This is a genomic window from Aeromonas sp. Y293-4 (assembly GCF_027705905.1).
In the GTDB taxonomy this organism is placed as follows: Bacteria; Pseudomonadota; Gammaproteobacteria; order Enterobacterales; family Aeromonadaceae; genus Aeromonas; species Aeromonas veronii.
In genome coordinates this window covers 116,689-134,744 of record NZ_JAPDCI010000014.1, presented here as the reverse complement: position 1 = coordinate 134,744, position 18,056 = coordinate 116,689, and the positions used below count along the sequence as shown (strand labels likewise).

The window sequence follows — 18,056 nt, the reverse complement described above, 5'->3', positions numbered from 1 at the left end:
TGCTGTGAGTGCCCACACAGATTGCTTGATTCAAATTGTTAAAGAGCGTCACGCTTGTCGCGTTGAGGAGGCGCATATTACGCCTCTCACTTCGAAAGTCAAGCGATTGTTTTCGCTTTTCTTTCGGCGCCCACTTCGCTAGGAAGCTGGCTCATCAGTTCGGCGTGTTCCGCCGTGCTGGTAGGGGCGCATTATAGGGAGCGACGCTGCGATGACAAGACTTTTTTTGAAGAAAATCACGAAAATTTCAAATTATTCAATTAGAAACAGCTTATTCAGTGTATATATACAACGTTATCCACAATCCGGTTATTTCACTCCCATTTTAGCGTCATTTATGTCGCCTTTAGTGTCCTTGGGAATGCCATACTGGAGCCGATAACCTCTCCCGAGTGGTCCATGGTAGCGCCAATCAGGAAAGCTGGTTACCATGGAGGTGAATATAGTGTTGCACCTTTTTTGCTTTCATTTACAAAAGGTCTTTTAAGATGAATTTATCCAAGTTTCCCATATATATGCAGGCCGCAATCCTTGCTCTGGTATTGGCAGTGGTTGGCTACCTGGTTGCCCAGGCCCTGCAGTTCTCTTTGAAAGCGGAAGTGATTTTTGCAGCAGGTCTGGCCATCGGCGGTTTCGTGGTACCGCTGTTCTTGAAGCGAACCCCGGCTAATGTCGCCGAGTCGATCGCCAATCAGGAGACTTGCACCTTATATGTAGGCAACCTGCCCTATCGCGCCAATGAGATCGCAGTGCGCGAATTGTTTGCCGAGCAGGGCCAGGTCATTTCCGTGCGGTTGATGAAGGACAAGGCAACCGGCAAGCGCAGAGGTTTCGGTTTCGTGGAGATGCCCGCCGCCGATGCCGCCAAAGCGATTGCCGCTTTGAATGACAAAGAGTATCAGCAGCGCACCCTCAAGGTGCGTGAAGCGAATGACAAACGTGATAAAGAGGAAAGGGAAGGTAGCGAAACTGACGTCTAACCGCTCGTCAGTACTTCACCTCTTCCAATGATGACAGCCCCCATGCTTGCAAGGGGGCTGTCAGTTTTTGGGCCTCCCCATCCAGCCGGGTACAGTAAGCCCTGGCAATCACCTCTTCTATATGTACAGGCTGCACGGTGGCATGCCCGCCATTGCTCAGCAACCAGGCCACCCGTTTGGCAACGGCACTGCCCGAGTCAATAAGCTGGCATTGCGGCATCAGTTGCCCAATCTCTGCATTGAGTAGCGGGAAATGAGTGCAACCAAGCACCAGCGTATCCGGCTTTTCTTCCCCCTCCAGCCAATCGGCCAATACCTCGCGCAGTAGCGCCATATTGACCGGTAGGCCCGCCAGCTTGTGTTCGGCTTCTATGACCAGCTCGGTGGTGCCCTTGAGCAGCACCTGCTTGCCGGGAGCAAACTGGGCGATCAGTTCATGGGTATAATCGCGGCTGACGGTGCCCGGCGTAGCAAGCAGACCGATACAACCGTTGCGAGTCTGTGCAGCGGCGGGCTTGATGGCTGGCACCACCCCCACCACGGGAATATCCAGTGCCTCACGCAAGGCCGGCAGCGCTATGGTGCTGGCCGTGTTGCAGGCAATCACCACCAGATCGATATGATGACGGGCCACCATGGTGGTCACCAAGCGGGTGCAGGCAGCAATCAGGGCGGGCTCGCTCAATTCACCATAGGGGAAGTTGGCGTTGTCGAAGCAGTAGAAATAGTTGTGTGCCGGCAGAACGCGGCGGATCTCGCGGTAGATGGTCAGGCCACCCATACCGGAGTCGAACACGAGAATATTGGCCACTTGAGCTCCCCTTTGGTGCAAGGCGGCGATCATACTCCCGCCTGCAGCCAATAGAAAAGGCCCTGCCAATGGCAGGGCCTCGGTTTTTCAAGGATGAACCGAATAAAGCATCAGAAGCGGTAGTCGGCAGTCACTTTGAACTCGGTACCCGGCGATGCGTAACCATAAGCGGGGGCGTAATCACGATCGAACACGTTATCGATACGTCCACCCAAGGTAAATTGCTGAGTCACCTCGTAACTGGTAGCCAGGTTCAACAGCGTATAGGCACTGAGTTCCACCCGCTGGCTAGTCGCCCAGTTGTTGTCATAGCGCTTGCCCACATAGAGCAGTTCAGCAGTTAGTGTTGCGGCATCGAATCGGGTATCTGCGATCCAGCTGCCTTTATGTTCAGCTCTACGCAGCAGCTGCAAATCCTGGTTACCCGTATCTTTGGCTCTGGTGTAGTCGTAGCTCAAACGATGATGCACAGGTCCAGTGTCGATGCCGAGCTCCGTTTCCACTCCTTTGATATCCGCCGTGGTATTTTTGGGGTTGCAGGTGTAGCTCATGCTGGTCAGGCAATAAATCAGATTGTCGATGCGGTTGCGATACAGATTCACAGACCAATCCCAGGCCGAATAGCGACCTGACAGGCCCAACTCCAGGTTTTTGCTCTCTTCCGGCTTGAGTGTCGGATTCTCAGACCCTGGATAATAGAGCTGGTTGAAGGTGGGGGCCTTGAAGCCAGTACCGTAACTCAACCGGACATTATGGTTCTCATCGATATCCAGCCCGCTGGCGGCAGACCAGGTGTTGTGACGACCATATTGCTGGTTGTCATCGGTCCGACCGGACAGTTCCCATAACAGCGCCTGCCAACGATAGCTTCCCACAGCAAACAGACCGGTATTGTCACGATCAGGAGCGTTGAAGGTTTTTCCATAGCCGCGGGAGTCTGATTTCATCTCCTCACGCTGCCAGTCTGCGCCACCGGTCAGATTAACCCCTTCGATACCGTTCCAACTATTGATCCAGGAGAAACGGGTTAAACCAGTATGAATAGGCTCACCGCTAGCCTCTCCTTTAGCCTCCTGCCAAGTCTTCAGCTTGTTCTCACCGTAACTGGCTTCAAGTCGACTGCTCAGATCCTGACCCTGGAACTTGACACCACCATCATATTGGAAAGCCTGTACCCGACTCTGATCCGTGCTGCCATCGGTGTCAGTGAGATTGTCATAGCCCTGAGCATTGAAGTCCGCACTCCAGGCATCATTAAACGCGTGGTTCAAACCCATTTGGCCATTACGGCTGGCAAAACCATCACGATCAGGCTGTTTGGTATTGGCTACGACATCAAAACCATCGGTACGTTCGTAGCCGATCAGCATGTTCATATCGGTTTTTTGGCCCAATGACTGAACCGTTCTTAGCTCACCCTGACCATAGCCATGGCTGCCAGCGCCGCCCTTCAAATGTGTCTCACTGCCATTCTTGGCGGATGTTTTGGTGATGAGGTTGATCACCCCGCCGATGGCATCGGAACCATACACCGCCGCTCGTGGGCCACGGATATATTCGATGCGCTCGATATTGCCGAGCGGGATTTGGCTGAGATCGGGCGTGCCCGCCACCATGGCGGCAATCGGGCGACCATTCATCAAGACCAGAGAGTGGTTGGAGTTGGTTCCACGGACAAACAGGCTACTGATGTGCCCCCGGCCTCCCAGAGTCGCCATCTGCACGCCGGGCAGGGTTTTCAGCAAATCAGGCAAACTCTGCACCTGACGAGATTCGATCTCGGCACGATCGATCACCACAACGGGCGCCAGCACCGAGCTGACCGGTTGTTCCACGCGGTTGGCCGTAATGACCAGAGTTGGATTGATGGGGATGGTAGTTTGGGCAAACGCCGCCGTCGGCAACAGGGCAGCCGCCAGAAATTTCTTCGACATGAGAGATCCTTAAGTTCGCGTAAGTATCTACTTCGTGGCCGGTTTCTCTCGGCCCGAAATACGAACTCTGGCAGGTCTTCGGGCTCGGGGGCTGATAGCCTACGGCGACGGCTTCCCGCCTGACGGCAGTGCCCTGATGTCGCTTCGTTCCCCCTTACCGCTGCGCGCCAGCTCCGGATTCTCACCGGATTCCCTATTAAGCATGATGCGCCAAAGCGGGAGGATTATAGGCAGAGCAAAGCTGGATGTATAGCCATCCAGATTTCTATTTATTGCCAGCCAGCGCCGCCAGCCGCTGCTGGGCCCCCTCCATCACCGCCTGCACCCCGGGATGGGAGAGATGGCGCCCTGCCGAGACCAGATAGTAAGAGAGAGTGACGTCGGTGAGGGTCGCAATTCGCACCACCCCATAGAGGCGACCAATTTCGTCAGCCATCGCCAGCGGCGCCGGGAAGATCCCCATCCCCGCCTTGCCGAACGACTTCATCAGAGTGGAGTCATCAAACTGCCCCACCAGATGGGGATGAATGCCCTGCTGGCGATACCAGGCCAGCAGCCGATCGTGGGTAGCCGATTTCTCTCCGTGGATCAGCAGCGGCAACCCCTCCAGCGAGGCGGGAAAGCCATCCCGCGCCCGCGCCGCCAGCTCCGGGCTGGCAAACAGCGCCAGCGGGCTGCGCCCCAGCTCGTGGTTGTAGCCGCGCACGCCACTGTCGGGGGGAAGCGGGCGATCGATCAGCACCATATCCAGCTTATGACGAGCCAGCTCGCTGAACAGCTGCTCGGCCCGCTCCTCGTGACACACCAGCCGCAGCGGGGTCGCCAGCGCCATGGCGGGGGCCAGCAGCTCGAACGCCAGGGTGCGGGGTACCGAATCGGCGATCCCCACCTGCATGGTCAGCTCCTGACTGGCGTGGCGCAGGGTGTGCTCCAGCTCGGCACCGAGCGAGAAAATCGCCCCCGCCTGCTCCTGCGCCTGCCGTCCGGCGGCGGTCAGCACCAGACGCCGCCCCACCCGGTTGAACAGCGCCACTCCGAGGGACTGCTCCAGCTCTGCAACCTGACCGCTGATGGTCTGCGGCGTGAGATGCAGCTGTTCGGCGGCCTGCGTCACACTGCCGCTGCGTGCCACATGCCAGAAGTAGTAGAGCTGTTTGTAGTTGAGCATGCCGTTCCCTATCAGTTTTTACCGAACAACCATCAGCGAGAATCTGATTTTATCGAAACATTGCGGGCTCTAGCATGCAACCATTATCTGAACTGCCATGCGAACCATCATGCTGGACGTTGTTGTACTCTTCTTTCTGTTTGGTCTGCTGGCCGGTCTGGTGCGCTCCGAGCTCAAACTGCCGCCTGCCCTCTACGACACCCTCTCCCTCTTTCTGCTGCTGGCCATCGGCCTCAAGGGCGGCGTCGGTCTGGCCCAGCAATCCCTGCAACCTCTGCTGCCACAACTGGCGCTGGTGATCCTGCTCGGCGTGGTGCAGACCCTACTCGGCTTTGCCATGCTGCGCCTCAAGATGAACCAGGTCGATGCCGCCGCCACTGCCGCCCACTATGGTTCGGTCAGCGTCGCCACCTTTGCGGTCGGGGTGAACTGGCTCACCGAGCGGGGCATCAGCTTTGAATCCCAGCTATCCATCTTTCTCGCGGTGATGGAGATCCCCGCCATTCTGGTGGGCATAGTGCTGGCCCGAGGCATCAGTCGCGAGACCCGCTGGCGCATGCTGGCCCACGAGACCTTCCTCGGCAAAGGGGTAACTCTGCTGCTGGGCGGCATGGCCATCGGCTATCTGGCCGGGCCGGACGGGATTGCCCCGCTCAAACCGCTGTTTGTCGACCTGTTCAAGGGAGCGCTGGCGCTGTTCCTGCTGGAGATGGGCCTCATCGTCGCCCGTCAGTGTCAGGATCTGCGCCGCCACGGCCTGTTCCTGCTCGGCTTCGCCCTGTTGATGCCGCTCGCTTCAGCGGGACTGGGGCTGGCGGCTGGCCAGCTGATGGGGCTCTCCCTCGGCGGCCTGACCCTGCTGGCCACCCTGGCGGCGAGCGCCTCCTATATTGCCGTGCCGGCCACCATGCGCATCGCCGTGCCTCAGGCCAACCCGGGGCTGTCCCTCAGCGCCGTACTGGGGGTCACCTTCCCGTTCAACATCATGCTGGGGCTCCCGCTCTACCACAGCTGGGCCCGCCACTTCACGGAGTAGCCACATGCAGACCGAGACCCGCACCCTGCTGACCGTCATCACGGAAGCCAATCTGGAGCCTACCCTGCTGCGCACCCTCACCCGTGAGGGGCTGCGCGGCTACACCATCACAGATGCCCGCGGTCGGGGCGATCATGGTGAGCGCAACGCCAGCTGGAGCGAGAGCGGCAACATCCGGCTGGAGGCGATCTGCAGCCGGGAGCAGGCGGAGCGGCTGCTGGCCCACCTGCAGAGTCGCTACTACCCCGATTACGCCATGATCGCCTTTCTGCAGCCGGTCGAAATCGTGCGACCCGAGAAATTCTGAGCCGGCTTGCCGGCTCTTTTTGCCCACCAAAAGCAAACGTTTAACAGCAAGGAACCAGAAAAAATGAACACCGCTCCCCTGATCGGCCTGGTAATGGGCTCCGACTCCGACTGGCCCGTGCTGCAGGCTGCCGCCCGCATCCTCAAGGAGCACGGCGTGCCCTACGAGGCGCAGGTAGTCTCGGCCCATCGCACCCCGGATCTGCTGTTCGAGTATGCCGCCAGCGCGCGCGCGCGCGGTCTGCGCGCCATCATCGCCGGAGCCGGTGGCGCCGCTCATCTGCCTGGTATGGTCGCCGCCAAGACCACGCTGCCGGTGCTGGGGGTGCCCATCCCCTCGCGCCATCTCAAGGGAATGGACTCCCTGCTCTCCATCGTGCAGATGCCCAAAGGGGTGCCGGTCGCCACCTTCGCCATCGGCGAGGCGGGGGCTGCCAACGCAGCCCTGTTTGCTGTCTCTCTGCTCTCCGTTGCACAAGACGGCGACGCCCCCCGCTACCTGCAGCAGCTCGACGACTTCCGCACCCGCGAGCGCGACCGGGTGCTTGCCCTCACGCTGGAGGAGCCGACATGATCCTGCCTCCCGCCACCCTCGGCATGCTGGGGGGCGGCCAGCTTGGCCGCTACTTTGTGATGGCCGCCCACCGCCTCGGCTACAAGGTAGTGGTGCTGGATCCCGATCCGGCCAGCATCGCCGGGGCCGCAGCCGATCACCATATTGTCGCCCCCTATGACGACACCGCAGCCCTGCACGAACTGGCCAGCTACTGCGAGGCCATCAGCTGCGAGTTCGAGAACGTGCCTGCCACCACCCTCGCCCTGCTCGAAAAACAAAAGCCGGTGCGCCCGGCCGCCAGCGCGGTGCGGGTCTGTCAGGACCGCCGTGAAGAGAAAGCCTTTCTGCGCGGAGCCAACATCCCGGTCGCCCCCTATCTGGCGCTATTGCCGGAAGAGCCCATCCCCGCACAGGCCAGCGAACTGTTCCCTGCCATTCTCAAAACGGCCAGCGAAGGGTACGACGGCAAGGGGCAGTGGCAAGTGAGTAATCTGGATGAGCTGGCGACGGCGCTGGCAACCAGTGTTGTGCCTTGCGTGCTGGAGAAACGGCTGGCGCTGGAGGGGGAGTTTGCCCTGACCCTGGCGCGCAACCCGAGCGGTGCCATCAGCGCCCTGCCGCTGGTGCAGAACTGGCACCGCGGCGGCATCCTCGATCAGACTCGCTCCCCGACCAATGTGCCGGCGCTGGAGAGCGAAGCCAAAGCAATAGCCGAGCGGCTGATCGCGGCCCTCGATTACGTCGGGGTGCTGACGGTGGAGTTCTTTCTGGTGGAAGGCCGATTGCTGGTCAACGAGCTGGCGCCCCGTCCCCACAACTCGGGTCACCCCAGCCTCGACAACGCTGCATGCAGCCAGTTCGAGTTGCAGGTACGGGCCCTGTGCGATCTGCCGCTGCCGGAGCAAATCGCAGTGCGCCCCGCCCTGTTAATCAACCTGCTGGGTGATCTCTGGCAAAACGGCACGCCCGACTGGGCCGCCCTGCTGGCGCTGCCCGGCCTGCATCTGCACCTCTACGGCAAGGGCGAACCCCGCCCCGGCCGCAAGATGGGCCACATCACGGTAACCGGTGATGAGTGGTCAACGGTGGAAGAGAGCTGCCGCAAGGCCCGCCAGCTGCTGGGGCTAGCGCGGCGCTGATCGACCATCGGAAATGCAAAGACCCGGGCATGGCCCGGGTCTCTGTTTTTGCTTGCTATGGCAGGAAGGCTTATCAGGCCCGCTCCACCGCTACCGGTGCCGGCAGGCGGATGGTGAGGGAGAGCACCAGCGCCACCACCAGCAATACCAGGATCAGGTGGAAGGTCGCCATAAAGCCGCCAAACAGGGAGGCCACGATGGAGCCGATGATGCTGCCCAGACCAAAGCCCAGATAGATAACGCCGTAGTTCTTGGTCAGGTTGTTGAGACCGAAGAAGTCGCTCACCAGCGAGGGGTAGACGGTGATGGTGCCACCGAAGCTGAAGGCCACACAGGCAACCGCCACGAAGAACAGATTGGCATTGAGCGGCACGAACAGCAGCAGCGCCATGCCCGCCAGGGTAATCAGCTGGGCGATGGTGATGACCCGGATGCGGGACATCTTGTCAGAGAGGATACCCAGCACCAGACGGCCACCCAGGTTGGCCATGGCGATGATGGCGACGGCATTGGCGGCGACCACAGCAGGCAGACCCACCATCTTCTCGCCGATATCCTTGGCCACGCCGATGACGTAGAGGCCACTCATGCAGGCGGTGAGGAACATCAGCGCCAGCATCCAGTACTGTGGCTTGCGCATCGCCTCAGCCAGAGTGAAGTCACGGCTCTCGCTCTGCTGCACGGAAGCGGCCTGCTTGGGCGCATCCTTCATCAGCATGCCGCCCACCAGCACCATGGACATGGCGATCAGCCCCCACAGCTGGAAGGTGGTCTCAAGGCCGGAGCTGGAGAGCAGCAGCAGGTTGATGTATTTGAAACCGAGACTGCCGAGACCATAGGCACCGATGGAGCAGGCGGAGATGAGCCCCTTGCGCTCCGGGAACCATTTCACGCAGTTGGAGAGGGTCATCAGGTAGCCGGTGCCGTCGGCAAAACCGACCAGAATGCCCGCGCAGAGGTAGAGCATCGCCAGATTGCTGGCATGGGCAGTGAGGAAGAAACCGATGCCGAGCAGCACGCCGGCACCCAGGGTCACGTTGCGCACCCCGAATCGCTCCTGCAGCTTGCCCGCCATGGAGGAGGCGACCGCCAGCGAGAGGCTGAGCAGGCCGAAGGCGAAAGCGACCTGACTCACCGGCTCGTCCAGCTTGTCGGAGAGCTGGGCGTTGAACAGGCTCCAGGTGTAGACGGAACCCAGTGCGAACTGGGTGATAATGGTACCGATCAGTGTCAGGTACCGGGTGCGATTCATCTCTTTGGTCATGATGCGTCTCGGTCGATGGCCTTAAGGAAATTGAGGCCACTATAGGCAAGACGCAGTTCGCGCCGATCGATTAAGGCATGAAATGCAGATCGGCGGGAATGAATGACAATCAGAGCCGCATCAGCTGACGGAACGCCTTGATGTTGCTGCGACTGACCGGCACCTCGAACGGCAGATCATGGAGCCGGATGAGATAGGTGCTGTTAAACCAGGGGACTATTTCGCGGATCTTGTTGATGTTGACGCAGTAGGAGCGGTGGCAGCGGAAGAACCCCTCGGCAGGCAACCGGCTGACAAACTCGCTGATGGTCATGGTCATCACGTAGCGGTCATCACGGGTGTAGACATAGGTAAGCTTCTCGTCGGCTTCCGCGTAGTAGATCTGCTCGCAGGGGGTGACGATGATGCGCTCCCCCTTCACCAGATTGACGGTGCGATTGTGCGGGCTGCTCCCCTCACCGCTCGCCTCCCCCGTGGAGGCTGGCTGCGACTTGCCCGCATGCTCGAGCTTTTGCAGCAGATTGATGATGCGGGGCTCGTTGTAGGGCTTGAGAATGTAGTCGAACGCCTCCAGCTCGAACGCTTCCACCGCAAACTCCTTGTAGGCGGTAACGAAGACAATGTGGGGCGGATGGCTCGACTTGTGCAGGTTCTTGGCCAGCAGCAGGCCATCGATGGAGGGGATCTGGATATCCAGAAACACCACATCCACCTCGTGATCCTGCAGGTATTTGAACGCCTCCAGCCCATCCTCGAAGCTCGCCACTATCTCGATGGAGCTGTGCTGGTTCACCAGATAGATGAGCTCCTCGCGAGCCAGATACTCGTCTTCCACAATGATCGCTTTCAACATGACATTGCCCCCTGAAGGAGCACAGGAGAAGCAAGCTCCTCACGAATCAAACATTCGTCTTCCACTATGATCGCTTTCAGCATGACAACACCTCTCGCGGCACCCACTTATCCTCAACCATGATGGCTCTCAGCATGGCATCGACTCCTGATCCGGCAGATAGAAACTCACTTCGGTACCCGGCTCCAGCCGCTTGAGGTGCAGGCCGTCGCCATAGAGCAGTTTGACCCGCTGATGTACGTTCATCAGGCCGATACTGCGGCTCTCCACCCGCCCGGCGGCCACCCCGTCGATCACCTCCTGACTGATGCCGTAACCGGTGTCTCGTACCGATACCCGGATGCCGCCCGCCAGCTGCTTCACCTCGATGGTGACCCGACCCGGCGCGCTGCGGGGCTGGATGCCGTGCAGGATGGCGTTTTCCACCAGCGGCTGCAACAGCAGGCTCGGCACCTCGATATGCACATCATCCACATCGAACACCACCTCCAGCTTGTCGCCAAAGCGGGCCTGCTCGATGGCCACGTAGTCGCGTACCTGCTGCAACTCCTCCTTGATGTCGATGAGGGTGTCACCCTTGTTGAGGTTGTAGCGCAGGTAATCCGCCAGATTGGCAATGAGCTGGCGCGCCTGCTGGGGGCGAATGCGGATCAAGGATGAGATGGCGTTGAGGGCGTTGAACAGGAAGTGCGGATTGATCTTGCTCTGCAGGGCGGTGAACTCCGCCTTGCGGGTCATCTCCTTGAGTTGCTCGATGCGCGACACCTCCATCTGGGTGGAGATGAGTTGAGAGAGGCCCACCGCCATCTCCCGCAGGGAGCTGGTGATGCTGTGGGTACGACGGTAGTAGATCTTGAGGGTGCCGCTCACCGCGCCGTTTTCCCGCAGCGGAATAATGATGACCGAGTGGAAATCGGAGAGGTGATACTGGCGCAGATCGTTGTTGATGATGATCTGGTCGAGCAGCACCGCCTGCTGGGTCATGCCGCTGATGGCGTGGTGCTCATCCAGCTCGTAATAGTCCTTGCCCACCCCGACATAAGCCAGCACGTCATGGGTATCTGTGATGGCCACCGCATCGGCGCTGATGTCGCGCCGGATCACATCGCACACCTGACTGAGGGAGTGACGATCGATGTTCTGGAAGAAGGGCAGCGTCTTGTTGGCGATATCGAGCGCCAGCTTGGCCTGCTTGGCGGCAATCAGCTCCTTCTCGTCATCCAGATCCTGCACCAGCTTGATGATGAGGCCGATGCAGAGCGCCCCGGCGATCATCGGATAGGCGATGTGGTTAACGATCTCCACCCCGACCTCGTGGGGCTCGGTCAGCAGCCAGATGAGCAGCATGGTCAGCCCTTCGCAGAGCATCCCCGCCAGAATGCCGTAGAGCCAGAGCCGCGACTTGCGGCAACGCAGGTGCAGCCAGGTGGCGAGCAGACCGGCGATGATGCTGGCAATAAGGCAAGGGATCGAAGTGTGACCATCCATGTCGATGAGATAGCGGTGCAGGCCGGAGATGACCCCGGCCGGAATGCCGACCCAGGGGCCGAACAGGATGCCACCGGAGATAATGGCAATGATCCGCACATTGATCAGCGCCCCCTCCACCGGAATGCCGGTGTAGGTACTGAACACCGCAAACAGGCCGAAGATGGAGGCTACCAGCACCAGCTCCGCCGGGGTGTGATCCCGCTTCTGGAACAGCCGCTGGAACGGCCGGGTGCGGGTCAGGAAGAAGAGGGTCATCAGCATCAGCGCCGCCCGCTCGAACACCGCCAACAACATCATCTGATTCTCAAGCATCTGCGCCCCCTTGCGGCAACCCAACCGATCACCATAACCCTGACCAATAAATCGGGGCCGGATAAACCAGCCCCAGCGACATCAACAATATTGGCCAGCTACCCAACCGGAGGACCAGGCCCACTGGAAGTTGTAGCCACCGAGCCAGCCGGTCACGTCCACCACCTCGCCGATGAAGTAGAGGCCCGGCACCTTGCGCGCCTCCATGGTCTTGGAGGAGAGCTCGTTGGTATCGACGCCGCCCAGGGTCACTTCGGCGGTGCGATAACCCTCGGTGCCGTTGGGCAGGATCTGCCAGTCACCCAGCAGATTGGCCACCGCTTCCAGTTCACGCTCGTTGTACTGACGCATCGGCTTGCTGACCAGCTGGCCCAGTTCCACCAGTTTGTCGACGAAGCGCTTGGGCAGCTCGCGCCCCAGCACGGTTTTCAGCTCCTGCGCGGGGTGTGCCTGCGCCCACTCACGCAGGGCGGCCGGAATATCCAGCTCCGGCAGCAGGTTGATGTGGATCTTCTCGCCGGCATGCCAGTAGGAGGAGATCTGCAGGATGACGGGGCCGGAGAGGCCGCGATGGGTGAACAGCATCGCCTCCTTGAAGCGGGTGCCATCCTCGGCGGTCACCGCCACCGGCAGGCTGATGCCCGCCAGATCGGCGAACGCCTCTTTCTCCGCCTGATGGAGGGTAAAGGGCACCAGACCGGCGCGGGTCGGAATGACCTTGAGGCCAAACTGCTCCGCCAGCTTGAAGCCGTATGGGGTCGCCCCCAGCTTGGGCATGGAGAGGCCGCCGGTGGCGATGACCAGCGAGTGACAGCCGATCTCCCCCTTGCTGGTCGTCAGCACGAAGCCCTCGTCCTGCTTGCTGAGGGTGAGGATCTCGGTCTGAAACTGCAGGGTCACCCCGGCCCAGTCACACTCGGTGAGCAACACATCGACGATATCCTTGGCACTCTCGAGACAAAACAGCTGCCCCAGGGTGCGTTCGTGATAGTTGACCCCGTGGCGATCTACCAGATCGATAAAGTCCTGCTGGGTGTAGCGGGCCAGCGCCGACTTGCTGAAGTGGGGATTCTCCGACAGGTAGGCGTGAGCGCCCGCCTGATGGTTGGTGAAGTTGCAGCGACCACCGCCACTGATGAGGATCTTGCGGCCCGGCTTCTTGGCGTTGTCGAGCACCAGCACGGAGCGTCCCCGATAGCCCGCCTGCGCCGCACACATCAATCCGGCCGCACCGGCCCCGATCACCACCACATCGACCTGCTTCATCATCACTCACTTATCAAAATAGAAACGGCACCTGGCCAGAACCGAGATTGCCTCTGGCGGAACACAACCATAGTGGCTGCCCACCAGAATAAATAACGGCCCTTAAAAGGGCCGTTATTGTACTGGCTGAACACTAAGTGTCCACGACTATCAGGCGTTGCTGTCCATGATACTGGCCGGGGCGCCCTTGGCCAGTTCGGCCAGCTCCTTGTCGATGAAGTAGAGGCCTTTGCCATCTTCACCCACCAGACCCAGACGGTCGACAATGCTCTTGAACAGCTTCTCCTCTTCATGCTGCTCGGCCACATACCACTGCAGGAAGTTGAAAGTGGAGTAGTCCTGAGTGGTGAAGGCTACGTGGGCCAGACCATTGATGCACTTGGTGATGTGGTACTCGTGCTCCAGGGTGGTACGGAACACGTCACCCAGCGACTTGAACTCGTGGGGAGGGGCATCGATGGCACCCAGCTTGGGCATGGCGCCGGTCTCGCTCACATAGGTGAACAGACGCTCCATGTGCTGGCGCTCCTCGACCGCGTGCTGGCGCAGGAAGGTCGCCGCCCCTTCAAAGCCCTTGTCTTCGCACCAGGCGCTCATCTGCAGATAGAGATTGGAGGAGTAGAACTCCAGGTTAATCTGCTCGTTCAACTTCTCGATCATGGCTTGGGCCAGCATCTTGTTTCTCCTCAGTGATTTGGTATCGATTGTCGCCACACTCCCGCCGCGAATCAACCCGCCAACGAGAGGGAGATCCCGTTTCTTTCAGCTCAGGGGGTCAGCTCGCCAAGGGAGGCGACATCCACCGGCGCTGCATAATCGACGCCCGGCAGCTCGAAGCCGTTGAGTTGCATGAAGTCCTGCCGCAGCCCTGCAAAGTCCCCCAGCGCGTGGAAATTGTCCGGCGTCACCTTGGGCCAGAGCGCCGAAATGGCGGCCTGAATGGCCGGGTCGAGCTCGTGGTCATCCATCCGGATCAGCCGGTTACCATCGGCCACCACCCCATTGGCCCCGTACATCTTGGCGGCAAACAGTCGCTGCATCTGCTCGATGCAGCCTTCGTGCACACCGCGCTCCTTCATCACCCCCATCAGCAAGCCGAGATAGACCGGCAGCACCGGAATATAGGCGCTCGCCTTGGTTACCAGCGCCTTGCAGACCGACACCCAGGCATGGCCGCCAATCTCGGCCAGTTGCAGGTTGATGGTCTCGGCGGTGGCGTGCAGATGCTCCTTGGCATAACCGATGGTGCCATCCCGATAGAGGGGATAGGTGGATTCGGGGCCGATGTAGGAGTAGGCCACGGTTTGCGCACCGGGGGCGAGACAATCCGCCTGCTGCAACGCCTGCATCCAGAGCTGCCAATCCTCGCCCCCCATCACGGTGACGGTGTCGCGGATCTCCTCCGGCGTGGCGGGCGCCAGCGACTGCTGCACCAAGGTATCGCGTTCCAGATCCAATCCCCAACCGCTGAACGGCTGGCCGGTGGTCTTGAGCACCGAACGCACCTGCGTGCCATCGGGCAGCACCCGGATACCGCTCGCCAGCGAGTAGATCACCAGATCCACCTGCCCCAGCTGCTGGCGGATGGTGTCGATGGCCTGCTGGCGCATGCCGTCGGAGAAGGCATCACCGATCAGGTTGATGGCGATACGCCCCTCCTGCTCCGCCTCCTTGCGAAACCAGATGTTGTTGTACCAACCGGCGCTGCCCAATCCTTTGTCGGAAGGGCCGCGCTCGAAGGAGATGCCGATGGTGTCGGCACCAGCCCCGAAGGCGAGTGCAATGCGCGACGCCAGTCCAAACCCGGAGGAAGCCCCCAGCACCAGCACCCGCTTGGGGCCGTTGAACGGGCCCGCTGTCTTGATGCGTTCAATCTGCTGCTGCACGGCGGCGCGGCAGCCGATGGGATGACAGTTGCGGGCAACACAACCTTGAATCTGGGGATGAATGATCATGGGAAGGCCTCCAAAGAAACTGGCTACAGCATAACCAAATCGAAGGAGATTAACTTGATGCCGGATCGCTATCAGTCAGAAAAGCCGCGGGAAATGAGGCGGATAAACAAAAGGGAGCACGTGGCTCCCCAAAGCGGTATTCAGATGCTTTTTGTTGTTTTGTGTTCATTGCGAAGCACGGGCCCATCCTATGCCTCTCACCGGCTGCGGGCAATAGAGTGGGTGTGACCTGGCTCAAACTCCTGTTTAATTAACGAGCAAAAAGTGATTATTAATTGAGTCAACCGCAACCGTCAGTTGGAAATTAAACTCGTTCAAATCCCTAAACTGTGCCCAAGGCACCATTTTAGTTTCAGCAGAGATTGGTATAGTGGGCTGAAGGATCGGTAAGGAGAACCCCCATGAGTGGAACAACCTATTACAAGCATATTCTGGCCGCGATCGACCTCTCTGAAGATAACCGCAAGGTGATCGACAAGGCGGTGGACAGAGCCCGCTCCAACGGCGCCAAGCTGTCGGTTATCCATGTCGATGTGGACCTCAAGGATCTCTACACCGAGATGATCGATATCGACATCGACAACGTGCAGGATCAGGTGATCGCCGAAGCGAAAGAGAAGCTGGAGGCATTTCTGGCCTCGGTGGACTACCCCATCGAGAAGAAGCTGGTGATCTGCGGCGATCTGAGCGAGCGGGTCAATCAGGCGGTCAAGGAGTATGAGATCGACCTGCTGGTGTGCGGCCATCGCCAGAGTTTCTGGAGTCTGCTCACCTCCAGCGCCCGTCAGCTGATGAATACGGTGCCCTGCGATCTGCTGGTCGTCCCCTTGCAGAAGTAATGAAACCGGCGTAGTTTGATTTGCTATGAATATGACCGCATTCAATCACAACTACTGGTGGTGCTGCACCTAAACAGGCGGCACCGCGTTTCTATTGTAAATTCCCCAAAGAAAACACCGTGACCGCCGAGAGGCGGTCAACTGTTTTTATCCCTTTGTCGCCTCCCGGCTCACCCAACTGGAGAGAGTGACATGCACAACCCCGTAATCCTGACTGGCGATCGTCCCACCGGCAAACTGCACATCGGCCACTATGTCGGCTCGCTGCGCCAGCGCGTCGAAGCCCAGCACCACTACCGTCAATTCGTGATGATCGCCGATCTGCAGGCGCTGACCGACAACGGCCACAACCCGGCCAAGGTGACCGACAATGTGCTGGAGGTAATGGCCGACTATCTGGCGGTCGGCCTCGACCCGGCCAAGACCACCTTCTGCCTGCAGAGCGCCCTGCCCGCCCTCGCCGAACTCACCTGCTACTACCTCAATCTGGTCAGCGTCGCGCGGCTGGAGCGCAACCCCACCGTCAAGGCGGAGATCCAGCAGAAAGGGTTCGAGCGCACGCTGCCGGCCGGTTTTCTGGTCTATCCGGTGAGTCAGGCCGCCGACATCACCGCCTTTCGCGCCAGTCATGTGCCGGTCGGGGAAGATCAGCTGCCGATGCTGGAGCAGACCAACGAGATCGTCCGCCGCTTCAACTCTCTGGTAGGCAAAGAGGTGCTGACCGAATGCCAGCCGATCCTGAGCGACACCGGCCGCCTGCCCGGCATCGACGGCAAGGCCAAGATGTCCAAGTCTCTCGGCAACACCATAGAACTCGGCATGTCGGCGGAAGAGGTCAAACAGGCGGTGTTCGCCATGTATACCGACCCCAACCACCTCAAGGTGAGCGATCCGGGTCAGGTGGAGGGAAATACGGTGTTCGCCTATCTCGATGCTTTCCACCCCGACAAGGCGCTGGTCGCCGAGATGAAGGCGCACTACCGACGAGGCGGACTGGGGGACATGCGCTGCAAACAGGTGCTGAACGACTGCCTGCAGACCCTGCTCGCCCCGATGCGGGAGCGCCGTGCCGCGGCCATTGCCGACAAGAAGATGCTGCTGGAACTGCTCTATCAGGGCACCGAGCAGGCTCGCATCATCACCGATGAGGTATTGGCGGAGGTGAAAAGCGCCATGGGGCTGGATTACTTCGCCAACATCCGCTGAGCGGGGGTCCCGAGCGCATCGTCGCCGTAGAGGTCGAACACCAGCTGGTGCAGCAGGCTCTTGAACCAGCCTATCGCCTCGTCGTGGGCGGTGAGCGGGTGCCCCGCCATCAGGTAGACGATGGGGATGGCGGGGTCGAGTTGATGCATCCGCAGCGGGTAGTAGCGGCAGAAGTGGCGCCCGATCATCTCGGGCACCACCACCAGATAGCGGCCGGTCGCCATTAACGGCGGCACCGCCATAAAGCTCGGTAACCTGACCCCCAGCTCCCGCTCCACCCCGAAGCGGGCCAGCCAGAGCTCCACCATCGCCTGACTGTGACCCCAGCTGGAGGTGTGGATGTGGGGACGGCTGACCAGCTCGACCGGAGTCAGCACATCGGGCAATTCGCTGCCAAGCGGCGACAGGCAGACCAGCGGGTTGTTGAACCACTCCTCCCGCCACAAGCGCGGTGAGAGGTGATTCGCCCCGGCGAAACCGATCACCAGATCCAGTTCCCCCTTCTCCAGCTCCCGCTCGTAGTCGCTGTCGGCCAGCTCGCACACCTCAAGCCGACAGTGAGGGGCCTGCCGATGGAGCCTCTCCACCAGCACCGGCACCAGCCCGTGCTCCACCGAGCCCGGGGTGGCGATGCGGAAAATCCGCCGCGCAGTGGCGGGATCAAACCCCTTGGCCTGCCGCAATCCCTGCTCCAGCATCGCCAGCGCCTGGCGAACCGGCCCGGCCAGCGCCTTGGCCCGCTCGGTCGGCATCATCTCGCGCCGACTCATCACGAACAGCGGGTCATCCAGCGCCACCCGCAGCCGCCCCAAGGCGTGACTGACAGTGGATTGGGAGAGATGCAGCCGTTCGGCGGCACGAGTGACATTGCGCTCCTGCATCAGCATGTCGAATACAGCGAGCAGGTTGAGGTCGAGACGGGCGAGCGAGCTATCCATCG

The 18,056-nt window shown here is 60.3% G+C and carries 17 protein-coding genes and 1 riboswitch; of the genes, 7 read left to right on the top strand and 10 right to left on the bottom strand.

Annotated features, from left to right (window positions below):
* Positions 1-488 precede the first annotated feature (488 nt).
* Complete coding sequence (locus OKC31_RS15920) at positions 489-980, top strand: RNA recognition motif domain-containing protein (protein WP_247823688.1); 492 nt, start codon at positions 489-491, stop codon at positions 978-980.
* Positions 981-987: 7 nt separating this feature from the next.
* Here OKC31_RS15920 and murI read toward each other — a convergent pair whose 3' ends face one another.
* The 3 genes from murI to OKC31_RS15905 all read right to left on the bottom strand — a co-directional run bounded on the left by murI (position 988) and on the right by OKC31_RS15905 (position 4,893).
* On the bottom strand, positions 988-1,791 hold the full coding sequence (murI, locus tag OKC31_RS15915) for a glutamate racemase (RefSeq protein WP_167557086.1): 804 nt from the start codon (positions 1,789-1,791) through the stop codon (positions 988-990).
* A 110-nt stretch (positions 1,792-1,901) separates the two neighbouring features.
* Entirely contained in the window at positions 1,902-3,725 is a 1,824-nt protein-coding gene (locus OKC31_RS15910; protein WP_247823689.1) for a TonB-dependent receptor domain-containing protein, read from the bottom strand.
* A 52-nt stretch (positions 3,726-3,777) separates the two neighbouring features.
* Positions 3,778-3,955: riboswitch (cobalamin riboswitch) on the bottom strand.
* Positions 3,956-3,990: 35 nt separating this feature from the next.
* Positions 3,991-4,893 (bottom strand): LysR family transcriptional regulator, encoded by a 903-nt coding sequence (locus OKC31_RS15905; protein WP_270657157.1) that lies wholly within the window; start codon positions 4,891-4,893, stop codon positions 3,991-3,993.
* A gap of 109 nt (positions 4,894-5,002) precedes the next feature.
* Between OKC31_RS15905 and OKC31_RS15900 the strand changes: the two genes are divergently transcribed.
* The 4 genes from OKC31_RS15900 to OKC31_RS15885 all read left to right on the top strand — a co-directional run bounded on the left by OKC31_RS15900 (position 5,003) and on the right by OKC31_RS15885 (position 7,930).
* Positions 5,003-5,929: a sodium-dependent bicarbonate transport family permease gene (locus OKC31_RS15900; RefSeq protein WP_247823690.1), complete on the top strand. Its 927-nt coding sequence runs from the start codon at positions 5,003-5,005 to the stop codon at positions 5,927-5,929.
* 4 nt (positions 5,930-5,933) lie between these two features.
* Positions 5,934-6,236 carry a P-II family nitrogen regulator gene (locus tag OKC31_RS15895; protein ID WP_005321666.1) on the top strand — a complete coding sequence of 101 codons (303 nt, stop codon included), beginning with the start codon at positions 5,934-5,936 and terminating at the stop codon, positions 6,234-6,236.
* A 63-nt stretch (positions 6,237-6,299) separates the two neighbouring features.
* Positions 6,300-6,809 carry a 5-(carboxyamino)imidazole ribonucleotide mutase gene (gene purE / locus OKC31_RS15890; protein WP_201944029.1) on the top strand — a complete coding sequence of 170 codons (510 nt, stop codon included), beginning with the start codon at positions 6,300-6,302 and terminating at the stop codon, positions 6,807-6,809.
* The gene (locus tag OKC31_RS15885; RefSeq protein ID WP_201944030.1) at positions 6,806-7,930 is read left to right on the top strand and encodes a 5-(carboxyamino)imidazole ribonucleotide synthase; all 1,125 of its coding nucleotides are present in this window, start codon (positions 6,806-6,808) and stop codon (positions 7,928-7,930) included. The genes purE and OKC31_RS15885 overlap by 4 nt, the downstream gene beginning before the upstream one ends.
* 73 nt (positions 7,931-8,003) lie before the next feature.
* On the opposite strand, the gene OKC31_RS15880 is transcribed toward OKC31_RS15885, so the two are convergent.
* The 6 genes from OKC31_RS15880 to fabV all read right to left on the bottom strand — a co-directional run bounded on the left by OKC31_RS15880 (position 8,004) and on the right by fabV (position 15,071).
* Positions 8,004-9,194: an L-lactate MFS transporter gene (locus OKC31_RS15880; RefSeq protein WP_040069602.1), complete on the bottom strand. Its 1,191-nt coding sequence runs from the start codon at positions 9,192-9,194 to the stop codon at positions 8,004-8,006.
* Between the two features lie 109 nt (positions 9,195-9,303).
* Positions 9,304-10,047: a LytR/AlgR family response regulator transcription factor gene (locus OKC31_RS15875; RefSeq protein ID WP_203119656.1), complete on the bottom strand. Its 744-nt coding sequence runs from the start codon at positions 10,045-10,047 to the stop codon at positions 9,304-9,306.
* A 129-nt stretch (positions 10,048-10,176) separates the two neighbouring features.
* Positions 10,177-11,850, bottom strand: a complete 1,674-nt coding sequence (locus tag OKC31_RS15870; protein ID WP_247823691.1) for a sensor histidine kinase — start codon at positions 11,848-11,850, stop codon at positions 10,177-10,179.
* A gap of 81 nt (positions 11,851-11,931) precedes the next feature.
* On the bottom strand, positions 11,932-13,116 hold the full coding sequence (locus OKC31_RS15865) for an NAD(P)/FAD-dependent oxidoreductase (RefSeq protein ID WP_247824156.1): 1,185 nt from the start codon (positions 13,114-13,116) through the stop codon (positions 11,932-11,934).
* A gap of 150 nt (positions 13,117-13,266) precedes the next feature.
* Positions 13,267-13,791, bottom strand: a complete 525-nt coding sequence (gene ftnA, locus OKC31_RS15860) for a non-heme ferritin (RefSeq protein WP_005339225.1) — start codon at positions 13,789-13,791, stop codon at positions 13,267-13,269.
* Positions 13,792-13,883: 92 nt separating this feature from the next.
* On the bottom strand, positions 13,884-15,071 hold the full coding sequence (gene fabV, locus OKC31_RS15855) for an enoyl-ACP reductase FabV (protein WP_247823692.1): 1,188 nt from the start codon (positions 15,069-15,071) through the stop codon (positions 13,884-13,886).
* A gap of 401 nt (positions 15,072-15,472) precedes the next feature.
* Here fabV and OKC31_RS15850 point away from each other — a divergent pair, with 401 nt between their 5' ends.
* Positions 15,473-15,910, top strand: coding sequence for a universal stress protein (locus OKC31_RS15850; RefSeq protein WP_005339229.1), 438 nt, complete (start codon positions 15,473-15,475; stop codon positions 15,908-15,910).
* A gap of 192 nt (positions 15,911-16,102) precedes the next feature.
* A complete protein-coding gene (gene trpS, locus OKC31_RS15845; RefSeq protein ID WP_103252027.1) occupies positions 16,103-17,116 on the top strand; it encodes a tryptophan--tRNA ligase in 1,014 nt (337 codons plus the stop codon).
* Here the strand turns inward: trpS and OKC31_RS15840 are convergent.
* On the bottom strand, positions 17,095-18,054 hold the full coding sequence (locus OKC31_RS15840; RefSeq protein ID WP_005357110.1) for a LysR family transcriptional regulator: 960 nt from the start codon (positions 18,052-18,054) through the stop codon (positions 17,095-17,097). The two genes, trpS and OKC31_RS15840, sit on opposite strands and share 22 nt — an antisense overlap.
* Positions 18,055-18,056: the final 2 nt, after the last annotated feature.

Bases quoted from the DNA above. Each gene is read 5' to 3' on its own strand.
- OKC31_RS15885 (WP_201944030.1), top strand. From the start codon at position 6,806: ATGATCCTGCCTCCCGCCACCCTCGGCATGCTGGGGGGCGGCCAGCTT.
- OKC31_RS15865 (WP_247824156.1), bottom strand. From the start codon at position 13,116: ATGAAGCAGGTCGATGTGGTGGTGATCGGGGCCGGTGCGGCCGGATTG.
- OKC31_RS15910 (WP_247823689.1), bottom strand. From the start codon at position 3,725: ATGTCGAAGAAATTTCTGGCGGCTGCCCTGTTGCCGACGGCGGCGTTT.
- purE (WP_201944029.1), top strand. From the start codon at position 6,300: ATGAACACCGCTCCCCTGATCGGCCTGGTAATGGGCTCCGACTCCGAC.
- OKC31_RS15875 (WP_203119656.1), bottom strand. From the start codon at position 10,047: ATGTTGAAAGCGATCATTGTGGAAGACGAGTATCTGGCTCGCGAGGAG.
- ftnA (WP_005339225.1), bottom strand. From the start codon at position 13,791: ATGCTGGCCCAAGCCATGATCGAGAAGTTGAACGAGCAGATTAACCTG.
- OKC31_RS15920 (WP_247823688.1), top strand. From the start codon at position 489: ATGAATTTATCCAAGTTTCCCATATATATGCAGGCCGCAATCCTTGCT.
- OKC31_RS15905 (WP_270657157.1), bottom strand. From the start codon at position 4,893: ATGCTCAACTACAAACAGCTCTACTACTTCTGGCATGTGGCACGCAGC.
- OKC31_RS15840 (WP_005357110.1), bottom strand. From the start codon at position 18,054: ATGGATAGCTCGCTCGCCCGTCTCGACCTCAACCTGCTCGCTGTATTC.
- OKC31_RS15895 (WP_005321666.1), top strand. From the start codon at position 5,934: ATGCAGACCGAGACCCGCACCCTGCTGACCGTCATCACGGAAGCCAAT.
- fabV (WP_247823692.1), bottom strand. From the start codon at position 15,071: ATGATCATTCATCCCCAGATTCAAGGTTGTGTTGCCCGCAACTGTCAT.
- OKC31_RS15850 (WP_005339229.1), top strand. From the start codon at position 15,473: ATGAGTGGAACAACCTATTACAAGCATATTCTGGCCGCGATCGACCTC.
- OKC31_RS15900 (WP_247823690.1), top strand. From the start codon at position 5,003: ATGCTGGACGTTGTTGTACTCTTCTTTCTGTTTGGTCTGCTGGCCGGT.
- OKC31_RS15880 (WP_040069602.1), bottom strand. From the start codon at position 9,194: ATGACCAAAGAGATGAATCGCACCCGGTACCTGACACTGATCGGTACC.
- OKC31_RS15870 (WP_247823691.1), bottom strand. From the start codon at position 11,850: ATGCTTGAGAATCAGATGATGTTGTTGGCGGTGTTCGAGCGGGCGGCG.
- trpS (WP_103252027.1), top strand. From the start codon at position 16,103: ATGCACAACCCCGTAATCCTGACTGGCGATCGTCCCACCGGCAAACTG.